19 protein-coding genes are annotated in these 20,242 nt (G+C 72.1%); 8 read left to right on the top strand and 11 right to left on the bottom strand.

Annotated elements, in window-relative coordinates:
* Window positions 1-107: 107 nt before the first annotated feature.
* Together ACLBYG_RS23570 and gloB are read right to left on the bottom strand one after the other, a co-directional pair.
* Window positions 108-683, bottom strand: coding sequence for a TetR family transcriptional regulator (locus ACLBYG_RS23570; RefSeq protein ID WP_012317921.1), 576 nt, complete (start codon window positions 681-683; stop codon window positions 108-110).
* A gap of 348 nt (window positions 684-1,031) precedes the next feature.
* Entirely contained in the window at window positions 1,032-1,808 is a 777-nt protein-coding gene (gloB, locus tag ACLBYG_RS23565; RefSeq protein ID WP_447683086.1) for a hydroxyacylglutathione hydrolase, read from the bottom strand.
* 160 nt (window positions 1,809-1,968) lie between these two features.
* Between gloB and ACLBYG_RS23560 the strand changes: the two genes are divergently transcribed.
* The 4 genes from ACLBYG_RS23560 to ACLBYG_RS23545 all read left to right on the top strand — a co-directional run bounded on the left by ACLBYG_RS23560 (window position 1,969) and on the right by ACLBYG_RS23545 (window position 5,308).
* The gene (locus ACLBYG_RS23560) at window positions 1,969-2,703 is read left to right on the top strand and encodes a class I SAM-dependent methyltransferase (RefSeq protein ID WP_447683085.1); all 735 of its coding nucleotides are present in this window, start codon (window positions 1,969-1,971) and stop codon (window positions 2,701-2,703) included.
* A 5-nt stretch (window positions 2,704-2,708) separates the two neighbouring features.
* A complete protein-coding gene (locus ACLBYG_RS23555) occupies window positions 2,709-3,422 on the top strand; it encodes a MarC family protein (RefSeq protein ID WP_042671900.1) in 714 nt (237 codons plus the stop codon).
* 618 nt (window positions 3,423-4,040) lie between these two features.
* The gene (locus ACLBYG_RS23550; RefSeq protein ID WP_091979515.1) at window positions 4,041-4,874 is read left to right on the top strand and encodes a nucleotide-binding protein; all 834 of its coding nucleotides are present in this window, start codon (window positions 4,041-4,043) and stop codon (window positions 4,872-4,874) included.
* Complete coding sequence (locus ACLBYG_RS23545) at window positions 4,871-5,308, top strand: hypothetical protein (RefSeq protein WP_091979514.1); 438 nt, start codon at window positions 4,871-4,873, stop codon at window positions 5,306-5,308. The genes ACLBYG_RS23550 and ACLBYG_RS23545 overlap by 4 nt, the downstream gene beginning before the upstream one ends.
* Before the next feature lie 22 nt (window positions 5,309-5,330).
* Here ACLBYG_RS23545 and pbpC read toward each other — a convergent pair whose 3' ends face one another.
* The 4 genes from pbpC to ACLBYG_RS23525 all read right to left on the bottom strand — a co-directional run bounded on the left by pbpC (window position 5,331) and on the right by ACLBYG_RS23525 (window position 11,751).
* Window positions 5,331-7,463 (bottom strand): penicillin-binding protein 1C, encoded by a 2,133-nt coding sequence (gene pbpC, locus ACLBYG_RS23540; protein WP_447683084.1) that lies wholly within the window; start codon window positions 7,461-7,463, stop codon window positions 5,331-5,333.
* A gap of 79 nt (window positions 7,464-7,542) precedes the next feature.
* Complete coding sequence (locus ACLBYG_RS23535) at window positions 7,543-7,758, bottom strand: hypothetical protein (RefSeq protein WP_020093718.1); 216 nt, start codon at window positions 7,756-7,758, stop codon at window positions 7,543-7,545.
* 155 nt (window positions 7,759-7,913) lie between these two features.
* Window positions 7,914-11,327 (bottom strand): acyl-[ACP]--phospholipid O-acyltransferase, encoded by a 3,414-nt coding sequence (locus ACLBYG_RS23530; RefSeq protein WP_447683083.1) that lies wholly within the window; start codon window positions 11,325-11,327, stop codon window positions 7,914-7,916.
* Window positions 11,328-11,481: 154 nt separating this feature from the next.
* A complete protein-coding gene (locus ACLBYG_RS23525; protein WP_020093716.1) occupies window positions 11,482-11,751 on the bottom strand; it encodes a hypothetical protein in 270 nt (89 codons plus the stop codon).
* Window positions 11,752-11,941: 190 nt separating this feature from the next.
* Here ACLBYG_RS23525 and ACLBYG_RS23520 point away from each other — a divergent pair, with 190 nt between their 5' ends.
* Complete coding sequence (locus ACLBYG_RS23520) at window positions 11,942-12,952, top strand: SDR family oxidoreductase (protein WP_447683082.1); 1,011 nt, start codon at window positions 11,942-11,944, stop codon at window positions 12,950-12,952.
* A 206-nt stretch (window positions 12,953-13,158) separates the two neighbouring features.
* Window positions 13,159-14,025: an MBL fold metallo-hydrolase gene (locus tag ACLBYG_RS23515; RefSeq protein WP_447683081.1), complete on the top strand. Its 867-nt coding sequence runs from the start codon at window positions 13,159-13,161 to the stop codon at window positions 14,023-14,025.
* Here the strand turns inward: ACLBYG_RS23515 and ACLBYG_RS23510 are convergent.
* Genes ACLBYG_RS23510 through nthA form a run of 3 tightly spaced genes read right to left on the bottom strand, consistent with a single transcriptional unit; the run spans window position 14,022 to window position 15,669 of the window.
* Complete coding sequence (locus ACLBYG_RS23510; RefSeq protein ID WP_056525624.1) at window positions 14,022-14,345, bottom strand: nitrile hydratase accessory protein; 324 nt, start codon at window positions 14,343-14,345, stop codon at window positions 14,022-14,024. The genes ACLBYG_RS23515 and ACLBYG_RS23510 overlap by 4 nt on opposite strands.
* Complete coding sequence (nthB, locus tag ACLBYG_RS23505) at window positions 14,342-15,001, bottom strand: nitrile hydratase subunit beta (protein ID WP_020093712.1); 660 nt, start codon at window positions 14,999-15,001, stop codon at window positions 14,342-14,344. Before nthB ends, ACLBYG_RS23510 begins: the two co-directional genes overlap by 4 nt.
* Complete coding sequence (gene nthA, locus ACLBYG_RS23500) at window positions 14,998-15,669, bottom strand: nitrile hydratase subunit alpha (RefSeq protein WP_091681267.1); 672 nt, start codon at window positions 15,667-15,669, stop codon at window positions 14,998-15,000. Before nthA ends, nthB begins: the two co-directional genes overlap by 4 nt.
* A 202-nt stretch (window positions 15,670-15,871) precedes the next feature.
* Between nthA and ACLBYG_RS23495 the strand changes: the two genes are divergently transcribed.
* Entirely contained in the window at window positions 15,872-16,576 is a 705-nt protein-coding gene (locus tag ACLBYG_RS23495) for a sigma-70 family RNA polymerase sigma factor (RefSeq protein ID WP_091924839.1), read from the top strand.
* A 165-nt stretch (window positions 16,577-16,741) separates the two neighbouring features.
* Entirely contained in the window at window positions 16,742-17,029 is a 288-nt protein-coding gene (locus ACLBYG_RS23490) for a hypothetical protein (protein WP_447683080.1), read from the top strand.
* Between the two features lie 111 nt (window positions 17,030-17,140).
* Here ACLBYG_RS23490 and ACLBYG_RS23485 read toward each other — a convergent pair whose 3' ends face one another.
* Entirely contained in the window at window positions 17,141-18,532 is a 1,392-nt protein-coding gene (locus tag ACLBYG_RS23485) for an amidase (protein ID WP_447683079.1), read from the bottom strand.
* A 4-nt stretch (window positions 18,533-18,536) separates the two neighbouring features.
* Window positions 18,537-20,138: an ABC transporter substrate-binding protein gene (locus ACLBYG_RS23480; RefSeq protein WP_447683078.1), complete on the bottom strand. Its 1,602-nt coding sequence runs from the start codon at window positions 20,136-20,138 to the stop codon at window positions 18,537-18,539.
* Between the last annotated feature and the right edge of the window lie 104 nt (window positions 20,139-20,242).

Genomic DNA, 20,242 nt, shown 5'->3' with positions numbered 1-20,242 from the left:
ATTTCGGGGCGCGGCGGGCGGCGTGCGGCGCGGGAGGGCGCACGAACGACGAAGGCCCGGACGGTCTGTCCGGGCCTTCGAGAGAGAGCCTGTGGGTACGCGCCGGATCAGAGGATGCCGGAGCGCAGAACCCGCTGGATCGCGTGGATGACGGCCCCGAACCGGGCCTCGATCAGGTCGCGCGGCACCTCGGCATCGTGCTGGATCGCCAGCGGATGCGTGAAGCGGTAGCTCGCGTCGAAGATGTAGGCGATCGCCCGTTCCCGGTCCCGGGCCGAGAAGATCCCGGAGGTGATGCCCTCCTCGACCACGCGCTCGACCAGGCTGCGCAGCCGCACGCGGTGCCGCCGGGCGATCGGCCGTGCCGAGACGGTGGCGTCGAGATGGACCGCGAACAGGTTCGGCTCGTCGAACAGGGCGTCCCGCTGGACCGTCGCGAGGGCGGTCAGGAGGCGCTCGATCTTGTCGTCGGCGGGATCGGGCGCGTCGGCGATGCCGGCGAGCCGGGCTTCGACCTCGCGCAGCCAGCGGCCCGCCACCGCGTCGAGGAGCGCGTCCTTCGACGGGAAGTAGCGGTACACGTTCGCGTGCGTCATGCCGGCCTCGGCGGCGACGGCGACGACCGTCACGCGCTTGGGCCCGAGCCGCGAGAGGTGCTCGGTGGCGATCCCGAGGAGCCGCACGTCGGCCGCGACCGGCGCCCGCGGGCGGGCGGGACTGGCCGCCTCACCGCTCTCGCGGAGTGTGCCGGATTCGGCGTCGGCGACGGTGATCTTGGCCTTGGCGCTGAGCGCCTCCTCCTTGGACCCGTCGGACTCTGGCTTGAGGAAAGGAAGCGGAAGGCGGGAAGTGGACAGGTGGTAGGGCGAGACGGACCCCCATCATACCGGCTGAAGCGTCCCGGCGCTTCGCGTTGACGTTACGGCTTCCCCCCGGGAGCCCGGTTACCTGAGCGGATTAGGACCGCTTAAACACCCCTATGTGTCAGTTTGCCTTGAGAAGGCAACAAATTTTTCTCGTTATCACCTGCGTCAGAAGCGGTTCTTCCACGCCCGTAAGGCGACGAACACCGCCTCGGGATCGCTTTCCGGCGGAAGGTCGACGGATCGCGCCAGGGCCGGCTGCCCGCTGCGCAGGAACGGGTTGGTCGCCCGCTCCGCGCCCATGGTCGAGGGGATGAGGAACCGCCCCTCCGCCTGGGCGCGCTCGGCCTCGGCGAGGCGCTTCCTCAGCTCCGGGTTGTCCGGATCGGCCGCCAGGGCGAAGCGCGCGTTGGAGAGTACGTAGTCGTGGCCGCTGAAGACCCGCGTTGCGTCGGGCAGGTCGTCGAAGCGCCGCAGGGAGCGGTAGAGGGTCTCGGGCGGGCTCTCCATCACGCGCCCACAGCCGAGGGTGAACAGGGTGTCGCCGGCGCAGAAGAGGCCGGCTTCCGCGAACCAGTAGGTCACGTGGTCAACGCAGTGGCCCGGCGTCTCCCAGACCTGCGCCCCGAGGCTGCCGACCGTGACCGTGTCGCCCTCCCGCACGGTCACGTCCACCTGCGGGACCGCGTCGCCGGCCCTGGCGGGGGCGACCACCCGGGCACCGGTCGCCCGCTTCACCTCCGGGATGCCCTCGACATGGTCGGCGTGCCGGTGGGTCACGAGGATGTCGGTCAGCCGCCAGCCGGTCTCGTCGAGGGCCCGGAGGACCGGTCCGGCCTCCGGCACGTCGATCGCCGCGCAGGCGCCGGTCTGCGGATCGCGGATCAGCACGCCGATGTTGTCGCTGCGGCAGAGGAAGGTGCGAATCTCGGTCTCGGCGGCCATCGGACGGGGTCTCCCAAGAACGCGAACGGGCGCGAAGCGGCGCGAAATCTGTTGCCGTGAACAGGTGATGGTCCGGCGAGGTTCCTCCGGCGCTTGCCGCGCGGCGCGCGGCTCACCATTGAGTACGACGACCGTTCCGTCCGCGATCTCCTGTCCCTCCATGCGCCTCGACGTCAACGGCTTGCGGGCCTTCTACGCCAGCCCTCTGGGCCGCACGACGCACCGCGTGGTCGGCCGCGCGCTCCACGACTTCCTCGGCTCGGTCTCGGGGCTGCGCGTCCTCGGGATCGGCTACGCGACGCCGTATCTCGGGCCGGTTCACTGCATCGCCGAGCGCACCCTCGCCTTCATGCCGGCCTCGCAGGGCGTGGTGAACTGGCCGGGCACCGGGCGCTCCTGCGCGGCGCTCGCCGATCCCACCATGATGCCGCTGCCGGAGGCCGCCATCGACCGGGTCATCCTGGTCCACGCCCTCGAATCGGTGGAGAGCCCGACGGAGCTGCTGCAGGAGGTCTGGCGCACCCTGACGCCGGGCGGCCGCATGATCCTCGTGGTGCCCAACCGCCGGGGCGTCTGGGCCCGCCGGGAAGCGACGCCCTTCGGCCACGGCCAGCCCTACAGCCGCTCGCAGCTCGGGCGGCTCATGCGCGACACGCTGTTCTCGCCGGTGAGCTGGGCCGAGACCCTGTACATGCCGCCGGCCCGCTCGCGCCTGATGCTGCGCACCGGGCCAGCCTGGGAGTGGCTCGGCACCGGCCTGTCCCTGCCCTTCGCGGGCCTGCATGTGGTCGACGCGACGAAGCAGCTCTACCGGCCGGTGACCGTCCAGCAGGTGCGGCGCGCCCGCCGCCTCGCGCCGGCCCGGGTGCTGGTGCCGGCCCCCTCCCCGGGCTGACCCCGATGAGCCTCGACTTCACCACCCAGCAATTCCTGCTCGCCCTGTCGGCGCTGTTCTCGATCGTGAACCCGGTCGGGGGCGCCTTCATCTTCGCGCAGGTGGCGGGCGCCTTCAGCCACGCCGAGCGCGTGCTGCTGTCGCGCCGGATCGGCGTCTACGCCGCCCTGGTGATGCTCGGCGCCCTCTGGGCGGGCACGCCGATCCTGAACTTCTTCGGCGTCACCCTGGGGGCGCTGCGCATCGCCGGCGGCCTCGTGGTCATGTCGTCGGCCTGGACCCAGCTGAACCGGCCCGAGGCCCGGGAGGCGCGCAAGCAGGCCGAGGCCTCCGGGTCGGCGGGCCGCGGCCCGGCCCCCGCGGAGCCGCCGGGTGACCCGGCCCCCGGCCCCCTCTCCGACATCGCCTTCTTCCCCCTGACGCTCCCGTTCACCACCGGGCCAGGGACGATCGCGGTCGCCATCACCCTGGGGGCCAACCGGCCGGAGGCCTACGCGGAGCGCTTCGGCTTCTACATCGGCGTCACGCTGGCGGCCCTCGCGGTCGCCGCCACGGTCGCGGTTCTCTACGCCTCCGCCGACCGGGTCGTCGCCTTCATCGGCCCGGCCCGCGCCCGGGTGATGGGCCGCCTCTTCGCCTTCCTGCTCCTGTGCGTCGGGACCCAGATCTTGGTGAACGGCCTCATCGACGTGTTCGCGCCCCTCGCCGCGGCGCGGTGACGACCGGGTCACCGCCGACAGGGCCGGGCAAGGCCCGCATCCCAGGTAACCCGCGCGGATTCCGGCCGGCCGAATCGATCGAATTGCGGACGATGTCCGGGATGTTGTGTGTTCATCCAGATATAATAGTCGTACTTCGCTCATAATTGCATATTTTATAAATATAAATTTTCATTAACGATCTCATTCTAGAGCATTCGTCGAGAAGAGATCCGATTTTTCGAGGCTTGCGTCCTCCATAGGTCCGCGCATGATCATGCATGGTCCTCGGCCGCGGCGAGGAAGACTTGCGGCCGGAGCCGTCGGCGAAGCGGGTCCAGCAACGGAGTGCAGATCGTGGCGACGGACGTCATCGCGGAACCCGAGCGTCGGCCGTCCGCATCCGGGCCTCGAGCACGGAGCGGTCGCGCCTCTGCCGACCCGTGCACGACCGGATCCCGCGCGTGATGCGACCGGCATCCCGGGCGCGCCGTCGAGCCGGCGCGCGCTGCGTCCCGCCCACGCGGGCCGTGCGGCCCGGCCCGAGCCCGTGAACCCCCGAGATCCCGCAGCCCGGTGCCGCGCGCGGAGCGCGCGCGTCCGGCGGCCACCCCGCGCGTATCAGCAAGGAGACACCGCATGACCGACACGACGCAGAGCAAGGTTCCGGCCTGGTACAGCCCGGACGAGATCCAGGACATCCAGCGCGATCTCCTGGGCGCCGCCGCGAAGGTTCTCGTGCTCTGCCTCGGCGGCAAGGGCGGCGTCGGCAAGACGACCATTGCCCTCCAGGTGGCCGATCTCTGCGCGGAGGTCGGTCCGGTCCTGGCGATCGACACCGACCCGGCCAACCGGCACTTCCACACGGCACTCATGCAGGAGACCACGCCCGGCAGCGACAACTTCGTCCCGCGCCGTCCCGGCATCACCGCCATCCGGCAGCGCCTGCGCGCCGAGGACAGCACGGGCCGCGTCGACCCGACCCTGTGCCAGGACCTGATCGAGCGCGTGACCGAGGCGGCCGAGCGCCTCGTCGTGGTCGACTTCCCGGCCGGCGACACCGAGACGACCCGTCGGTGCACCGAGATCATCGTGGAGAGCTGCCGGGAGGCGAATGTCCGCCTCGCCGTGGTCGTCGCGGCCGGCGCGGTGGATCCCACAGCCCTGGAGGTCCTGCGCGAGCTTCGGCCCATGCTGATCGAGTGCGACCGGGCGATCCTGGCGAAGAACACCGCCCAGGCGACCAATTTCGACTATCTCGAATCGTCCGACCTCGTGCGATCCCTGCGGAAGCAGTCGAACTTTCGCGTCATCGAGATCGAGCGGATCGGCGAGCGGCTGATCGAGGCCCTGCGGGTGCAGAACACGACCTGGCAGGCCTTGGCGAACAGCGCGCCGATGCGCCTGCGGGTCGAGGGCCGCCGCCTGCGGCGCAACTTCCACACGGCGTGGCGGGATGCCCTCCGGCCGTGACCAACCTCGAGCGGTTCTACCGGTCGGTCCACGGCCGCGATCTCCAGCCCTGGGAGCGTCAGCTCGCCGTGCGGATCGCGGCCGCCCTCAACACCACGACGGACGACGACTTCGTCGTCCACCTGCTGCTGGTGTACATGTCCACCAACGCCATCACGAACATGTACAACGAGCTGGTGGCGGCGCGGAACGGTCTCGCCGAACACAACCGGGACCTCATCGGGGCGCTGACGGCGGACCTGCGGCGCAACAGGCTGATCACCGCCGTTCTGCTCGGCGCGGCCGCCCTCGGCGTGCTCGTGAGCGTCGGGATCCTCTCCACTGTCCTCAACCTGTCTTACGGGTCCGCGGCCAGCGCGGCGCGCCTCGCCGCGGCGCTAGAATCCTGCGAGGTGCGCGGCCCAGCCGGCGCCCAGCGCGGCCTCGGTCGCTGAGCCGAGGGAACCCGCCGTCGGCTCACTCGAGGCGGACGGACACGCTGTCGCTGGCGCCGGTCGCGTCCAGGACCGAGATCCGCGCGAAGCCCGCGCCCCCCGGGGCCCACTCGGCCTTCCGCCGCGGCGTCTGCACGACCGGCTGACCGTCGACCAGCCAGGTGAGCGGCGGTACGCCGCCCAGAGCCTTGAGGGCGAGACCCGGACCGCCCTCCGCGGCGGCGTGCCGGTCCGCCGCGAGGCCGAGATCGATCCGCGCCCCGTCCGGCGGATAGGCGATCCGCAGCGACGGTCCCGCCGCCTCGGCCGCCTCGCGCCGCAGGTGCCGCAGCGGCGGCGGCAGGCCCGCCGTCCCGACCACCAGCGCGTCCCGCGGCTGGGGGACCGGCTCGGTCTCGATCCCGAGGCGCGCGAAGGCGTCGAACAGGATCGGCGCCGCGACGGTGCGGCCCACGAGCCCCGGCACCGCGGCGCCGTCCGGGCGCCCGGCCCAGACGACGATCGTCGCGTGGCGGTCGAAGCCGGCGGCCCAGGCGTCGCGGTACCCGTAGGAGGTGCCGGTCTTGTAGGCGATGCGGTTCGGCAGGGCGTTCTCCGGCGGCGGTGTCCCGCGCAGGATGTCGGCGACGTACCAGGACGCCACGGGCTCGGCGACGCGGTGCCGGGATTCGGCCGCGACCCCGTCGGCGCGGCGCAGCAGGTCCGGAACCGCGCCGCCGCGGGCGAGCCCCGCGTAGAGCCGGGCGAGGTCGGTGACCGTGATGCCGAGGCCGCCCAGCGCGACCGGCAGCCCCGGGGCCGCCTCCCGCGGGAGCTGGATCCCGGCCCCGGCGGCGCGCAGCCGGGCGATGAAGCGGGCGGGACCGACCGCGTCCATCAGCTCGACCGCCGGCACGTTCAGCGAGAGCTGCAGGGCCCGCCGGGCCGTGACCGTGCCCTGGAAGGTCAGGTCGAAATTCTCCGGCGCGTAGCTCGCCGAGAAGCGCGCCGGGCGATCCTCCAGCAGGGTCTCGGGATGCGCGAGACCGTCCGCGAAGGCCATGGCGTAGACGAAGGGCTTCAGCGCGGAGCCGGGCGAGCGCACCGCCAGGGTCATGTCGATGGCGCCGCGCCGGGCGGGGTCCAGGTACCCGGCGCTGCCGACCTGGGCGAGCACCCGGCCGTCGCGGTTGTCGAGGACGAGGATCGCGGCCGAGAGGTCCGGGCCGGCGGCGGCGGCGCGCTCGGCCGCCAGGGTTTCCAGTCGCTCCTGCAGGCGCCCGTCGATCGCGAGGCGGATCGTGGCGGCACCGGGATCGGCCGCCACCGCCTCCTCGGCGGCGTGCGCCGCGAGCATCGGGAACGGCTTGCGCGTCGTCGGCACCGGCTCGGCCCGGGCGGCCTCGGCCTCCGCCGCCGTGAGGATGCCCCGCGCGACGGCCACCGCCAGGACCCGGTCGCGGGCGGCGCGGGCGCGCTCGGGGAACCGGTCCGGACGGCGGGTCTCGGGCGATTGCGGCAGGGCGACGAGCAGGGCCGCCTGCGCGGCGGTCAGCCGGACCGGCTCGCGCCCGAAATAGGCGACGCTCGCCGCGCGCACGCCCTCCAGCGGGCCGCCGTAGGGGGCCAGCGCCAGGTAGAGGTCGAGCAACCCGGCCTTGCCGAGGCGCCGCTCCAGCGCGACCGCCCGCGCCATCTGGCGGAGCTTGGCCTCGAGCGACCGCTCGCGCCGCGGCTCGACGAGGCGCGCCACCTGCATCGACAGGGTGGAGGCGCCGGACACGATGCGGCCGCGCGTCAGCCACTGGCCGGCGGCGCGCAGCACCGCGGCCGGGTCGATGCCGGGATGCGCGGCGAAGCGGCGATCCTCGTAGGCGAGCAGCATCGCCCGGTAGCGCGGATCGACCGCCTCCGCGGTGACCGGCAGGCGCCAGCGCCCGTCCGCGGTCGCGAAGGGGCGCAGCAGCGTGCCGGACCGATCCAGCACCACCGTCGAGCGTGATTCGGCCGCGGCCAGGTCGAGGGGCGGCAGCGCGTCGGCGTAGCGCCAGAGCGCGGCGGTGCCGGCCCCCAGGAGGCCGAGACCGAGCGCCGTCGCCCCGAGCGCCGCGCGCAGGCCCCTCGCCCGCTTCCGGGGAGGCGCCGACGCGCGCGGATCCGACCCGTCGTGCGGCACGCATCCTCCCGGTCTCGGCTCCGACGGCGCAGGATCCCGTGTTCCCGCGCGCCCGGCAAGCCCCCGGCGGAGCCGGCCTCTAGGCCGTGCCGACGCCCCGCAGGTCCTCGAAGGCGGGGCGATCCGGCCGATTCATCCGGATCGGGAACGGCACGACGTTGGAGGGCATCGCGGCGGCCGGTGTCTCGGGGGGCTGCGCCGCCTTGCGCGCCTTGCCGGGCTTCGCCCAGCGCTCGATCCGCTTGAAGTAGGTCCGCCTCGCCAGCCAAGCCGGAACTCGCCTGCCCTTCCGCATGATCTGTCCCTCGCCGTTGCGTACCGAGTCCCCCTCCAGACCCGCGCCCCGAACGCGGCAAGCGGTTCGAATCACGGCTGTATTCACGATACGAGCGGATCCCGGGGAGCCCCGCATCCCCCGTTTGGGTGACGCGGGAGGCCCGGCCGCGACCGTCAGGCCGCCGCGTTCTCCTTCGCCCGCTCCAGCGCGAGCTTCGTGACGGCCACTTGGTCGACCTTGCCGGTGCCGAGCATCGGGATCGCGTCCAGCACCAACACCTCGGCGGGGATCGCGACGTCGGAGGCGCCGCGGCCCTTGGCGAAGCTCTGGTAGGCGGCCCGGGTCGCGCCCTTCTCCTGCGTGAACAGGATCAGCCGCTCGCCCTTGCGCGCATCCGGCACCGCCGCGACGGCGCTCGGACGGTCGGGCCAGAGCTCGGCGGCCAGGGACTCGATCCCGGCGAGCGACACCATCTCGCCGGCGATCTTCGCGAAGCGCTTGGCCCGGCCCTTGATGGTCACGAAGCCCATCGGGTCGATCGCCACGATGTCGCCCGTGTCGTGCCAGCCGCCCGGCGGCGGCTCCAGCACGCCGGGCTTCTCGGCGCGCAGGTAGCCCAGCATGATGTTCGGCCCGCGCAGGGACAGGCGGCCGCCCTCGTCGATTCCCGGCACCGGCTCGAGGCGGGTCTCGATACCGGGCAGGATCCGCCCGACCGTGCCGAACCGGTTGAACATCGGCGTGTTGAGGGCGACGACCGGGCCGCACTCGGTGACGCCGTAGCCCTCCAGGATGCGCAGCCCGAACTTCTCCGCCCAGGTCTTCCGGGTGGTCTCCTTCACGGCCTCGGCGCCGGCCACGACGTAGCGCAGGGAGCGCAGGTCGTAGGAATGAGCCGACCGGGCGTAGCCCGTGAGGAACGTGTCGGTCCCGAACAGGACGGTGCTGTTCGAGCCGTAGATCAGCTCCGGCACGATCCGGTAGTGCAGCGGCGACGGGTAGAGGTAGACCGGCACCCCCGAGACCAGGGGCAGGACCAGCCCGGCCGTGAGCCCGAAGGCGTGGAACACCGGCAGGACGTTGAACACCTTGTCCATCGGGCCGAAATCGATCCGGGCCGCCACCTGCGCCACGTTGGCGAGCATGCAGCGGTTGGCGAGCACCACGCCCTTCGGCGTGCCCTCGCTGCCCGAGGTGAACAGCACCGCCCCCGGATCCTCGCCGGCGCGCGCCACCAGGGGGCGGCGCGGCGCCAGGAGGCCGCGGATCTTGTCCCCCGTCGTGATCCCGGCCCGCACGTCCTCCAAGTAGATCAGCTCGACCGAGCCGCGGATCGCCTCCACGAGCGACCCCAGCCGCCCCTTCTCGATGAAGGCCCGGGAGGTCAGGATCCTGCTGACCTCCGCGGCCCGGCAGGCCGAGAGCACGTTGGCGGGGCCAGCGGAGAAATTGATCATCGCCGGCACCCGGCCCGCGGAGGCGAGGGCGAACAGCGTCACCGCGGCGCCGTTGGCGTTCGGCAGCATGACGCCGATCCGACCGCCCACGGGCGCCAGCGGCATCAGCTTGCGGCCGAGGATGTTGGCGCCCATCACGAGCCGGCTGTAGCTGAGGCGGCCGCCGACCGGATCCTCCAGGGCGTTGCGGCTCCAGCCGTGGCGCTCGCCCGCCTCGATCAGCGCCGCCATCAGGCCGCGGTCGATGTCGGCGGTGCGGAACACGAGGTCCGACATGATCCCGTAGAGGGCGGCGCCCGCCGCCTGCCGCCGCGCCTTGCCCTTGAGCGCGGGGTCCACGGTCAGCCGCACCGGCGGCATGACCGTCACGGTCACCTTGGGCCACCAGCGGCGGCGCACCTGCCCGCGCGACAGCCGCGAGAAGACGGTGCGCTCCAGGCCGTCGAGCTTCACCGGGACGACCATCGCGCCCGACTTGTCGGCGATCAGCCCGGCGCCGTCGTAGACCTTCATCAGGCTGCCGGTGACCGTGAGCCGGCCCTCGGGGAAGATGATCAGGGTCTCGCCGCTCTTGACCGCGTTGATCAGCGTCCGGGTGGCGAGCGGCCGGGTCGGGTCGAGCGGCATCGCCTTGGTGATGCGCAGGAACGGGCGCACCCACCAGCGCTGCGCGATCCCGCTGTCGATGGCGAAGACCGGCTCCTGCTCGAGGAGCGACAGCGCGAGCGGCGCGTCGAGGAACGAGACGTGGTTGAGGGCGATGATGGCGTTCGGGCCGGCCGCCGCGAGGTTGTCGAAGCCGCGAACCTCCAGCCGGTAGAACGCCCGGAACAGGATCGACAGGAAGTCGCGGAACGGGCTCGTCGGCAGGGTCGCGAACACGAGCGCGCCGACGATCAGGTTCAGCACCGCCACCACCGCGAGGAGGCTCGCGATCGTGAGGCCCGCGCCCTGCAGCGCCGCCAGCGCCAGGGTGCCGGCGACCATGAAGGCCGCCGTCATGACGTTGACCGCGCCGATGATCCGGGCGCGCATCGCCTTCTCGGCCCAGGCCTGCACGGCCGCGAAGGACGGGACGATGTAGAGGCCGCCGGAGATCGCGAGACCGAGGAAGTCGATCCCGGTGCGCAGGCCGTGGCCGGTCTGCAGGAAGCCGAGGGGGCCGATCGGCTCCGCGGGCGGCGCCGGCAGGTGGCCGACCGTCCAGGCGAGGTCGAGGCCGAACAGGCCCATCAGCACCGCGCCGACCGGCGTCGGCAGCAGCACGATCCGGCCGCTGGCGAGCCACGAGGCGAGGCCGGAGCCGACCGCGATGCCGATCGAGAACAGCGCGAGCAGCAGCGTGATCACCGTCTCGGTGCCGTTGAAGGCGCCGCGCACCAGCACCGGCAGCAGCGACAGCACCACCACGCCGACCAGCCAGAACCAGCTCACCGTGAGCGAGCCGCGCCACAGCCGCGTGTCGGCCCAGAGGTCGCGCAGCAGCGCGTAGGTCGAGCGGGCGACGTTCGGGTCGACGCGCAGGTCCGGGGCGCCCTCGCCGGTCGCCGGGATCATCCGGGCCGAGAGCCAGCACAGGACGGCGAAGCCCATCACCAGCACGCCGAACACGAGTCCCGAGCCGCCCATCGCTGAGGCCGCGCCGGCCGCGATCGTGCCGAGCAGGATCGCCAGGAAGGTCGCCGCCTCCACGAGGGCGTTGCCGGCAGGCAGCTCCTCGCGCCGGAGATGGTCCGGCAGGATCCCGTACTTGATCGGGCCGAACAGCGCCGCGATCGTCCCGAACAGGCCGAGCGCCACGAACAGAACCGGGATCGAGTGCAGGAGGAAGCCGAGCACGGCGGTGCCGGCCGCGAAGATCTCGGCGAACTTGAGCCGCCGCGCCATCAGCGCCTTGTCGTAGCGGTCGGCCCACTGGCCGCCGAGACCCGACAGGATGAAGAACGGCCCGATGAACACGGCGCTCGCGAGCGTCACGAGGACGCCGGCATGGGCGTCCGCCTGGCCGCCGATCCCGAACAGGATCAGGAAGGCGAGCGCGTTCTTCAGAAAATTGTCGTTGAACGCCGAGAAGAACTGGCACCAGAACAGCGGCGCGAAGCGCCGCGCAGACATCAGGGTACGGAACATGGCGATCTCTCGGTTCCGAACCTGACTGGCCCACGAGAGACCGTCAGGTCAAATCGGACCGAGGCGAACGCACAGGGATCGCGGGGGCCGCGCGGCCGGGCCGTGTGAACCGGCACGGCTCAACGCCGCCCGGACGTCGATCCGCTCCCGCGCGTCAGGCCTTGTGGACGAGCCGGCCGCGCCGCGCGACGGCGGCCCCGGCATGCCGGGCGATGAACGCGTGCAGGGAGGCGCCGAGATCGTAGGACCAGTACACGTGGGCCGCGAGCGTCGTGAACACGAGGAGCGCGGCCCCGACCGCGCAGGCCGGCACGAGCAGCAGGCCGGTCAGGACCATCCCGACGGCGGTCCGCTCGGCCAGGGACGCCTGCGGCCAGGGATCGATCGGGAGCGAGAAGAGGGAGAAGCGTCGTCCAGTGCGCATGGCTGCGACCCTCGATGGTTCGGCATGACGCGGTACAGGCAGTCAACAGCGGCCGCGGTCGGACGTTGCGTCCCGGTCCGCGAAATCGGCGTCGCGATAGGTGTCCCCGTGACGTTCCGGCCCAATCGGGCGGCGCAACCGAGCGCGCCGCACCGTGTTGCCGGTTCGGTTTGTCGCGGATGAGGTCGGTATGGCACGGGTTGCGGTCGTTACGGGGGGCACGGCCGGAATCGGGCTCGCCACCGCGCATGAATTCGCCGCGCGCGGCTGGTCGGTCGCGGTGATCGCGCGGGATCCCGGCCGCCTCTCCGCGGCCGAGCGGGCGCTCGCCGCCTACGGGCAGCCGGTGCTGGCGATCGGCGCCGACGTCGCCGACCCGGAGGCCGTGGACGCGGCCGCCGAGCGGGTCGAGCGCGAGCTCGGCCCGATCCGCGCGTGGGTGAACAACGCCATGTCGACGGTGGTGAACCCGGCCGACCGAATCACCCCGGACGAGTACCGGCGGGTGACCGAGACCACCTATCTCAGCCAGGTCTACGGGACGCTCGCCGCCCTGCGCTACATGAAGCGGCGCGACCGCGGCGCGATCATCCAGGTCTCGTCGGGCCTCGCGATCCGGGCGGCGCCCCTGCAGGCGCCCTACTGCGCGGCCAAGTTCGCGGTCTCGGGCTTCACCGACGCCCTGCGCTGCGAGCTGATGCACGACCGGGTCAATGTCAGCCTCAGCGTGATCTACCTGCCGGCGGTCAACACGCCGCAGTTCAACTGGGCGCGCAACCGCACCGGCCACCGCCAGTACGCGCCGGACCCGGTCTTCGACCCGCGGCTCTGCGCCGACGCGATTCTGTACGCGGTCGAGCACCCGCGCCGGGAGGTCTGGGTCGGCCGGTCCTCGGTGATGATGGCGGCCGCCCAGGCGCTGGCGCCGGCGCTCGCCGACCGCAAGGCCGCCTCCATGTGGTCGGCCCAGCTCTCCGACGAGACCATCCCCGAGATGGCGGGCAATCTCGAGGCCCCCGTGCCCGGCCCGGCCGGGATCGACGGGCGCTTCTCCGGTCGGACCAAGGCGAGCCGCGCCGAGTTCGTCACGAGCCGCACCCGCGACGTCGTGGTCGGCGGCCTCGTCGGCTTGGCCCTCGTCGGCCTCGCCGGCACCGTCCACGCCGCCCGGTCGGCGCGCCGCCTGCCCGGGCGGACCTGACGGCTGTAACCGACCGCGCCGCCTGTTACACCCGTTCCGGTTGATAGGCGTGCCGCCGTCTTTGCGAGCGGAGCGAAGCAATCCAGCCGGCGCTACGCTCCCCGGTGTCGCGCTGCCCTGGGTCGCTTCGCTGCGCTCGCGATGACGGAGAGGGCGGCTGAACCGGGGCCATCTTATAGACACTGCTCCGAGGAAGGTCCCAGACGATGCCCGGCTATCTGCCCTTCGCGGGCGCCCTGAAGCTGCCCGCCTACACCTGCGACAATTGCGGGTTCTGGCAGCGGCACTTCGAGACGCCGGCCGCCTGCCCGATGTGCCTCGACGCCCGCCACGTCGTGCCGCAGGACGGCTGGCGCTTCCGCACCGCCCGCGAGGCGCAGGAGGCCTTTCCCTGCCACTGGCAGGAGCTCGAGCCGGGCGTCTGGCGCTTCTGGAACGAGCCGGTCTCCGGCATCGGGCCGTCCGCCTACCTGATCCAGACCGAGCACGGGAACATGGGCTTCGAGGGCTGCCCGGTCTTCAGCGAGGCCGCCCTCGACCAGATCGAGCGGCTCGGCGGGATGGCTGTGCTCTCGGCCTCGCACCCGCATTCCTACGGGGCGCTGACGCAGCTCCAGGACCGGTTCGACCCGGAACTGTGCCTGCCGGCGGCCGATTTCACGTGGAGCGCGGCGCTGCAAGTGAGCTGGCCCTACGACGATTTCCTCGAGCCGCTGCCGGGGCTGGAACTGCACCGCACCGCGGGCCATTTCGATGGCCACGCGATCCTGTACGACCGTGGGCGAAAGATCTGCTTCTGCGGCGACGCCCTGAAGTTCGAGCTCGACCCGGCGGATTTCCGACGCGCCACCACGATCTCGGCCCACAAGGCCTTCGTGCGCGGGGTGCCGCTCACGCCGAGCGAGCTGCGCCGCTACCGCGACGTGTTCGAGCGCCTCGACTTCACCCAGACCTGGACGCCGTTCGAGCCCGCCCGCAATTGCGGGCGGGCCGAGGTCCTGGCGCTGCTCGACCAGCTGATGAGCGGCCGATCGCACGCCGCGCCGGTGCCGCTCGACAGCCTGCGGGTTTAGGGCCGGTAGAGCGGGTCGTTCTCCAGGCGGATCGGCTGGCCGTGGGGCGTCGCCTCCGCGGCCCGCAGGAAGGCCTCGGTCCGCGCCGCGACGCTCTCGGGCCCCGCCACGCCCCGCTCCGCCAGGAGCGCTTCCAGCGTCGCGAGCCACGCGCCGTAATCGGCCGCCTGCTCGGGGGCCTCGGTGGGGCGGATCTGGCGGCCGAGGCGGTCCGCCCATTCCGACCACGTGAACAGCCCGGATTCGCGCAGGGAGACCACCAGGGCGAAGACCTGCGCCTCCCAGGGCGCCGCGAAGGGGCTGGGCGACGGCGCGGTCACGCGGGGTCCAGGTACGGTTCGAAGGCCGCCACCGTGACGACTCCGCCCGGGTCGCCGCTCTCGCCCCACAGCTCCTGCGCGGTGAAGGCGACCGTGTAGAGCCAGGTCGGGTTCTCACCCGACCCGTAGGCGTTGGTGTCGGGGAAGACGTAGACCCCGTCGACGCGCACGATCCGGCCGCGCTTGCCGCGCACGTAACGGGGCAGCCGCGTGTGGCCGGTCGGGTGGCTGTTGCGCGCCAGGACGGCGTCGCCGACCGCGAAGCGCGCCGGGGCATCGGCGGCGCGGCTGCTCGGGAAGCCGGCCCGGAAGCGCTGCTCCAGGCCCTCGCGGGCCAGGACCCGCGCGACGGGCTTGGCCTTCTCCGCGGATCGGCCGCTCGCCAGTTCGGCCGGCGTCACCAGCCCGGTGCCGACGACCTGCTTCTCCAGCGCCCTGAGCCAGATCTCGTAGTAGCTCGACGCGAGATATTCCGCCGGCGGCAGGGATTCGCGGTTGGCCCGGCTGCCGTCGAGGTTCCAGGCGCCCGTGTAGCCCATAGCCATGGCCAGCGCGAAGACGCGGCGCTCCCACGCGGCGTGGAAGACCGGCTCGTCCGGCTCCGGCACCACCGGCCCGAAGCCGTGCGCCCCGCCGAGATCCTGGGCTCCGTTCATACCGGCATCTCCGCGGGCGCGACCGGGATCGCCCTGGGCAGGCCCGTACCGATCATGGAATCGCGGGTGACGAGGGCGGCCAGGGCCTCCTCGGAGAAGCCCTCGGTCTCGGCCGGGCGCATCGGCAGGACCATGTAGCGGGTCTCGGCCGTCGAGTCCCAGACGGTGATGCGGGTGGTTTCCGGCAGCGTCACGCCGAACTCGGCGAGCACGCCGCGCGGGTCGATCACCGCCCGCGCCCGGTAGGGCGGCGCCTTGTACCAGACCGGGGGCAGGCCGAGCACCGGCCACGGGTAGCAGGAGCACAGGGTGCAGACGACGAGGTTGTGGATCTCCGGCGTGTTCTCGACCACCACCATGTGCTCGCCGCCGCGGCCGCCGATATCCAACTCGGCGATGGCCGGCGTGGCGTCGGCCAGGAGCCGCGCCCGGAAGGCGGGATCTGTCCAGGCCCGGGCCACGACCCGGGCCCCCGCGTGGGGGCCGACCTTGGTCTCGTAGAGCTCGACCAGGGCATCGAGGGCCGCCGGGTCGACGTAGCCCTTCTCGGTCAGCAGCGATTCCAGGGCGCGCACCCGGGCCTCGACCGGCGACAGGTCGCTGCCGTGGTGATGATCGTGGTGGTGATCGTCGTGGCCATGCGCGTGCTGCGCGTGATCGTGGGTCATCCCGCTCTCCTGACGCTGCGCACTCTGCATCGACCGGCCCGCCGCTGCCAGCCCGGGGGCCCGGATCCGGCCGCCGTTGTCACCCCGGTCACCATGCTTAAATTCCCTGTCACAATTGGGAGCGTTTGGCATCGGTTCAGGATTCCACCGCTACCGACGTTAGAGCTATTCCAGTATACCAGCGTTGGAGGCGGAACCGTTCATGACTGAGGACGCTGCGGACCGGCCAGACGGAGGCGCGGGCACCCGGGACGGGGCCGGCTACGCCGCTTCCATCGGCCAGCACCTCGCCCTGCCGATCCGGGAGTATTTCAAGGTCGTGGAGCTGGAGCCCCTGCCGGCGCAGCTCGCGGCCCTGGTGTCCCGCTTCGAGGCGGCGGTCACGGCGCACGGCGAGACGGTCCCCTTCGACTTCCGCGGCGACATCATCAAGGCCCTGCCGGCCCTGCGCACCTTCGCCCTGTCGCTCGTGGGCGACGTGAGCCGCGCCGACGACCTGGTGCAGGAGACCTTCGTGAAGGCCTGGGCCAACCAGCAGCGGTTCCGGCCCGGCACCAACTTCACCGCGTGGCTGTTCACGATCCTGCGCAACCAGTTCTACACCGACCTGCGCAAGACGCGGCGGGAGGTGGAGGACGTGGACGGGACGCATGCCGGGCAGATGACCAGCCCGTCCGACCAGGAGGATGCCAGCACCCTCAAGGTCGTCTGGGAGCGTCTCGGCGACCTGCCCTCCGCGCAGCGCCAGGCGCTGCTGCTGGTGGGTGCCGAGGGCCACACCTACGAGGAGGCCGCGGTCATGCTCGGCTGCCAGGTCGGCACCGTGAAGAGCCGGGTCAGCCGTGCCCGGTCGTCGCTCCTCGACACGCTCGGCGTCGTCGTGGCCGGGCAGGTTCCGGCCGCGTGATCGATCCGTCCCCGAACGGCGCAGCCTGACGCGGCCGCGCTCCGGCACCGCCGCACGCAGGATGTGGATCCGCCGCCGGGCCCGCGCCGATCCTGTGCGCGTCGTCACGAGAACCGGACGCCGCGGCCCTTATGGTCGATGTCAGTCATCGATTCGGGGGCGCACATGCAGCACGTGTCCGCAGACAACGACAGGGTGGCGGAGTGGTGCGCGGCGCATCCCGTCCTTCTCGCCTTCGGCCTGTGCGCGTTCGGCCTCGCCGTCGCCGCCGCGGTCTGGGGATTCGGGATCCTCACGCCGGCCACGGCCACGGTCATCGCCTTCATCTATGTGGCCTGCCTGGGCGGCTTCCTCCCGGAGTACCTCGGGATCAATGAACTCATCAGAGGTGTGAGATTCCTCTGGTTCGTTCTGACGGGCGTCTGGTGGCTGTTGACCTTCTGGCGGGCCTGACGGGGCCGTGGATCCCGTCTCCGCGTCACCGGATCGCCCGCGGTCTCCCGCAGGATGGGGGCGTCGGCAGGTCCGCTGCCGAACGCCGGAGGCGCCGAGACTCCGCGGGTCTCACACCGGCGGCCGGCGCAGGTGCCAGTCGGTCGCGCGCTGGTAGGCCTGTCCGATCCGCAGCGCCGTCGTCTCCTCGTAGCCGCGGCAGACGATCTGCAGCGAGAGCGGCAGCCCGGACGCGGTGAAGCCGTTCGGCAGCGCCAGGGCGCAGAGATCGAGCAGGTTGCCGAAACGGGTGAAGCGCGACGGGAGGTGCGCCTCGTCGACGGCGTCGAGCGCGACGGCCGCGCTCTCCGTGGTCGGCGTCAGGAGGGCGTCGATGCCCGCGAGGGCGGCGTCGTACTGCTGCTTCATCGTGGCCCGGCGGTGGAGCGTGCCGAGATACTCCTGGGCCGAGACGTTCGCGCCGGCCAGGATCCGGGCCCGGACGGCGTCGCCGAGCTGGGCGGACGGATCCTCCGCCAGATCCCCGTTGACGAAGTACGCCTCCGCGTTGGTGATCTGGCTCATGGCCACGCAGTCGCTGAACCGGAACGGCAGGACGACGTCGACGATCTCGGCGCCCTGCCGGGCCAGGAGGTCGAGGGCCGCGTCGTAGGCGGCCAGCATGTCGGGGGCGACCCCGTCCCGCTCCGAGGCCGGCATCCGGCCGAGGCGCAGGCCGCGGACCCCGCGGTTCAGCGTCGGCCAGGGCGCGTCCGGCGCGACCCCGCGGGTCGTCGGATCGCGGGGATCGGGGCCGGAGATCGCCTCGTAGAGCAGCGCCGTGTCCTCCACGGTGCGGGCCAGCGGTCCGGGCGTGTCGAGGGTCATCGAGAGGGGCACGATCCCCCAGGTCGAGACGCGCCCGACCGTCACCTTGAGGCCCGTCAGCCCGCAGAAGGAGGCCGGCAGGCGCACCGAGCCGCCGGTATCGGTGCCGATGCCCCAGGGCGCCATGCGGGCCGCCACCGACACGCCGGTGCCGCTGCTCGACCCGCCGGGGGTGCGCGGCGTCTCGGCGTCCCAGGGATTCCACGGCGTGCCGAGATGCTGGTTCGTGCCCCAGCCGCCGTAGGCGAACTCGACCGTATGGGTCTTGCCGAGCACGATCATGCCCTGGCCGATGAGGCGCCGGGCGATCGTCGCGGTGCGCGCGGCCCGGCGCGCCCGGTGGGCGGCCGAGCCACCCATGGTGATCCGGCCTTCCAGGTCGATCAGGTCCTTGAGCACGACCGGGACGCCGTGGAGCGGCCCCACGGCGTGGCCGGACCGGATCGCCCGGTCGGCCCCCTCGGCAGCGAGGCGGGCATCGGCGGTGAAGACCTCCGTGAAGGCCTGGAGCTTCGGCTCCAGCCGGTCGATCCGGCCGAGGAGGGCGTCGACGGCGTCGACCGGCGATAGGGTCCGCGCCTGGATCGCGCGGCCGAGCTCGGCCGCGGAGGCGTGTACGGGATCGATGTCGGGCATGGGGTCACTGCACGCTGACGAGGGTGAGGTCGACGAACCAGGATTGCGGCGAGACGAAACCCTGGACCTTCTTGGACATCCCGCGGGGATTGAGGTCGTGGACGACGAACAGCCAGGGCGGATTGTCCACGAGGCGCTCGTGGGCGACCTTGGTCTGGGCGTCGATCACCTTCGCGTCGGTGGTCTCGGCGAGCGCCTTGAGGGCGGCGTCGAACGCGTCGTCCTTCCAGTTGGGGAAGTTGAAGCCGGCCGGCGGGAACCGGTCCCCCGCGAAGTAGCGCGCCATGACGGCCGGGTCCGACGAGGGCGACGAGACGTTGAGCGCCATCGCGCCCTGGAGGGTCGGCGCGTCGGGGAGCGCGCGGCCGGCATTCAGCAGCACCTGCCACTCGACCACGTTGAAGGTCAGGTCGACGTTGCAGGCCTGCTTCAGGTTCTCCTGCAGGTACTCGTTCATCGGCATCGGCAGCATCTGCCCCGAGCCGGAGGAGGAGATCATCACCTTGAGGCTCAGCGGCTTCTTGTCGGTGTAGCCGGCCTCGGCCAGCAGCGCCTTCCCCTTCGCGGCGTCGAAGGTGTAGCGGTTCTTCGGGCTGCCGAAATTCGGGTCCCGGTCGTTCAGCCACCCGCTCGCGGGCTCGGCGGTGCCGTTGAGGAGCTCCACGATCCCGGCCCGGTCGATGCAGTAGTTCAGGCCCTGCCGGACGCGGACGTCCTTCAGCGGGCTGTCCTTGGCGCCCATGTTGAAAAAGTAGGGCCAGACATGCGGGTACGAGCCCGTGGTGATGGTGAAGCCCGCCTGCTTCATCGACGGGATCGCGTCGGGCGCCGGCACCTCGATCCAGTCGACCTGGCCGGCCCGCAGGGCGGCGACGCGGGCATTCGCCTCCGGGATCGGCAGCAGCCGGACCTTGTCGACCTTGGCCATCCGGTTCGGGTCCCAGTAGCCGTCGAACTTGGCGAGATCGACCGCCTCCCGCGGGGCGACGCGGGTGATCCGGAACGGGCCGGTGCCGGCCGCCGGCAGGGCCGCGACCTTGCTCCAGTCGCGCCCGGCCTTCTCGAAGGAGGCGGGCGAGGTGAAGAGCAGGTAGACCACCATGTAGGGGAAGTACGAGGCGACCTGCGTGGTGGTGATCTGCACGGTCGAATCGTCGATCTTCCTGTAGCTCCCGACCAGCGGCGCCCGCGCCCGAGAGATGCCCGCGCCCTGCGGCTCGAATTGCGGGCTGTCGTTCTTGAAGTAGCGGTCGAGGTTCCAGATCACCGCGTCGGCGTTGAACGGCGTCCCGTCGTGGAACTTCACGCCCTGGCGCAGGTGGAAGGTCCAGACCGTCTTGTCGTTCGGGTCCTGCTCCCAGCGCTCAGCCAGCGCCGGGACGATGCCGGCGAGCTTGGTGGTGCTCTTGAGGTCCCACTGCACCAGCCCCTCGAAGATCGGGTAGCCGAGGAAGCGCATCCCCTCGAAGCCGTTGTTGGGCATGCCCGTCGTGGTGGGAATGTCGCTCGCCGTCATGGCGATGCGCAGGACGCTCTCGGCGCTGGCCGATCCCGTCAGGGCCACGGTACCCGCCAGGGCGGCGGCAATCAGGCGGCGAGATGTCATCCGGATCCCAATCGTCGAAGTTGCGGCGCGCCGGGCGCAATTCCCGCGCCACGCTCAGGCTTAGGCCCTGCGTCCGGCGAACAGAAGATGCCGGACGTCGCCCC

Source organism: Methylobacterium sp. D53M, assembly GCF_053345625.1.
Note: the sequence above shows the minus strand (reverse complement) of the source record. Positions and strands in the feature narration are given on the sequence as shown.

Excerpts from the sequence above, each read along its gene's own strand:
- ACLBYG_RS23520 (WP_447683082.1), top strand. The coding sequence starts at position 11,942 with ATGGCACGGGTTGCGGTCGTTACGGGGGGCACGGCCGGAATCGGGCTC.
- ACLBYG_RS23485 (WP_447683079.1), bottom strand. The coding sequence starts at position 18,532 with ATGCCCGACATCGATCCCGTACACGCCTCCGCGGCCGAGCTCGGCCGC.
- ACLBYG_RS23490 (WP_447683080.1), top strand. The coding sequence starts at position 16,742 with ATGCAGCACGTGTCCGCAGACAACGACAGGGTGGCGGAGTGGTGCGCG.
- ACLBYG_RS23560 (WP_447683085.1), top strand. The coding sequence starts at position 1,969 with ATGCGCCTCGACGTCAACGGCTTGCGGGCCTTCTACGCCAGCCCTCTG.
- ACLBYG_RS23550 (WP_091979515.1), top strand. The coding sequence starts at position 4,041 with ATGACCGACACGACGCAGAGCAAGGTTCCGGCCTGGTACAGCCCGGAC.
- ACLBYG_RS23555 (WP_042671900.1), top strand. The coding sequence starts at position 2,709 with ATGAGCCTCGACTTCACCACCCAGCAATTCCTGCTCGCCCTGTCGGCG.
- nthA (WP_091681267.1), bottom strand. The coding sequence starts at position 15,669 with ATGACCCACGATCACGCGCAGCACGCGCATGGCCACGACGATCACCAC.
- ACLBYG_RS23515 (WP_447683081.1), top strand. The coding sequence starts at position 13,159 with ATGCCCGGCTATCTGCCCTTCGCGGGCGCCCTGAAGCTGCCCGCCTAC.
- ACLBYG_RS23535 (WP_020093718.1), bottom strand. The coding sequence starts at position 7,758 with ATGCGGAAGGGCAGGCGAGTTCCGGCTTGGCTGGCGAGGCGGACCTAC.
- nthB (WP_020093712.1), bottom strand. The coding sequence starts at position 15,001 with ATGAACGGAGCCCAGGATCTCGGCGGGGCGCACGGCTTCGGGCCGGTG.
- ACLBYG_RS23525 (WP_020093716.1), bottom strand. The coding sequence starts at position 11,751 with ATGCGCACTGGACGACGCTTCTCCCTCTTCTCGCTCCCGATCGATCCC.
- ACLBYG_RS23480 (WP_447683078.1), bottom strand. The coding sequence starts at position 20,138 with ATGACATCTCGCCGCCTGATTGCCGCCGCCCTGGCGGGTACCGTGGCC.
- gloB (WP_447683086.1), bottom strand. The coding sequence starts at position 1,808 with ATGGCCGCCGAGACCGAGATTCGCACCTTCCTCTGCCGCAGCGACAAC.
- ACLBYG_RS23530 (WP_447683083.1), bottom strand. The coding sequence starts at position 11,327 with ATGTTCCGTACCCTGATGTCTGCGCGGCGCTTCGCGCCGCTGTTCTGG.
- ACLBYG_RS23495 (WP_091924839.1), top strand. The coding sequence starts at position 15,872 with ATGACTGAGGACGCTGCGGACCGGCCAGACGGAGGCGCGGGCACCCGG.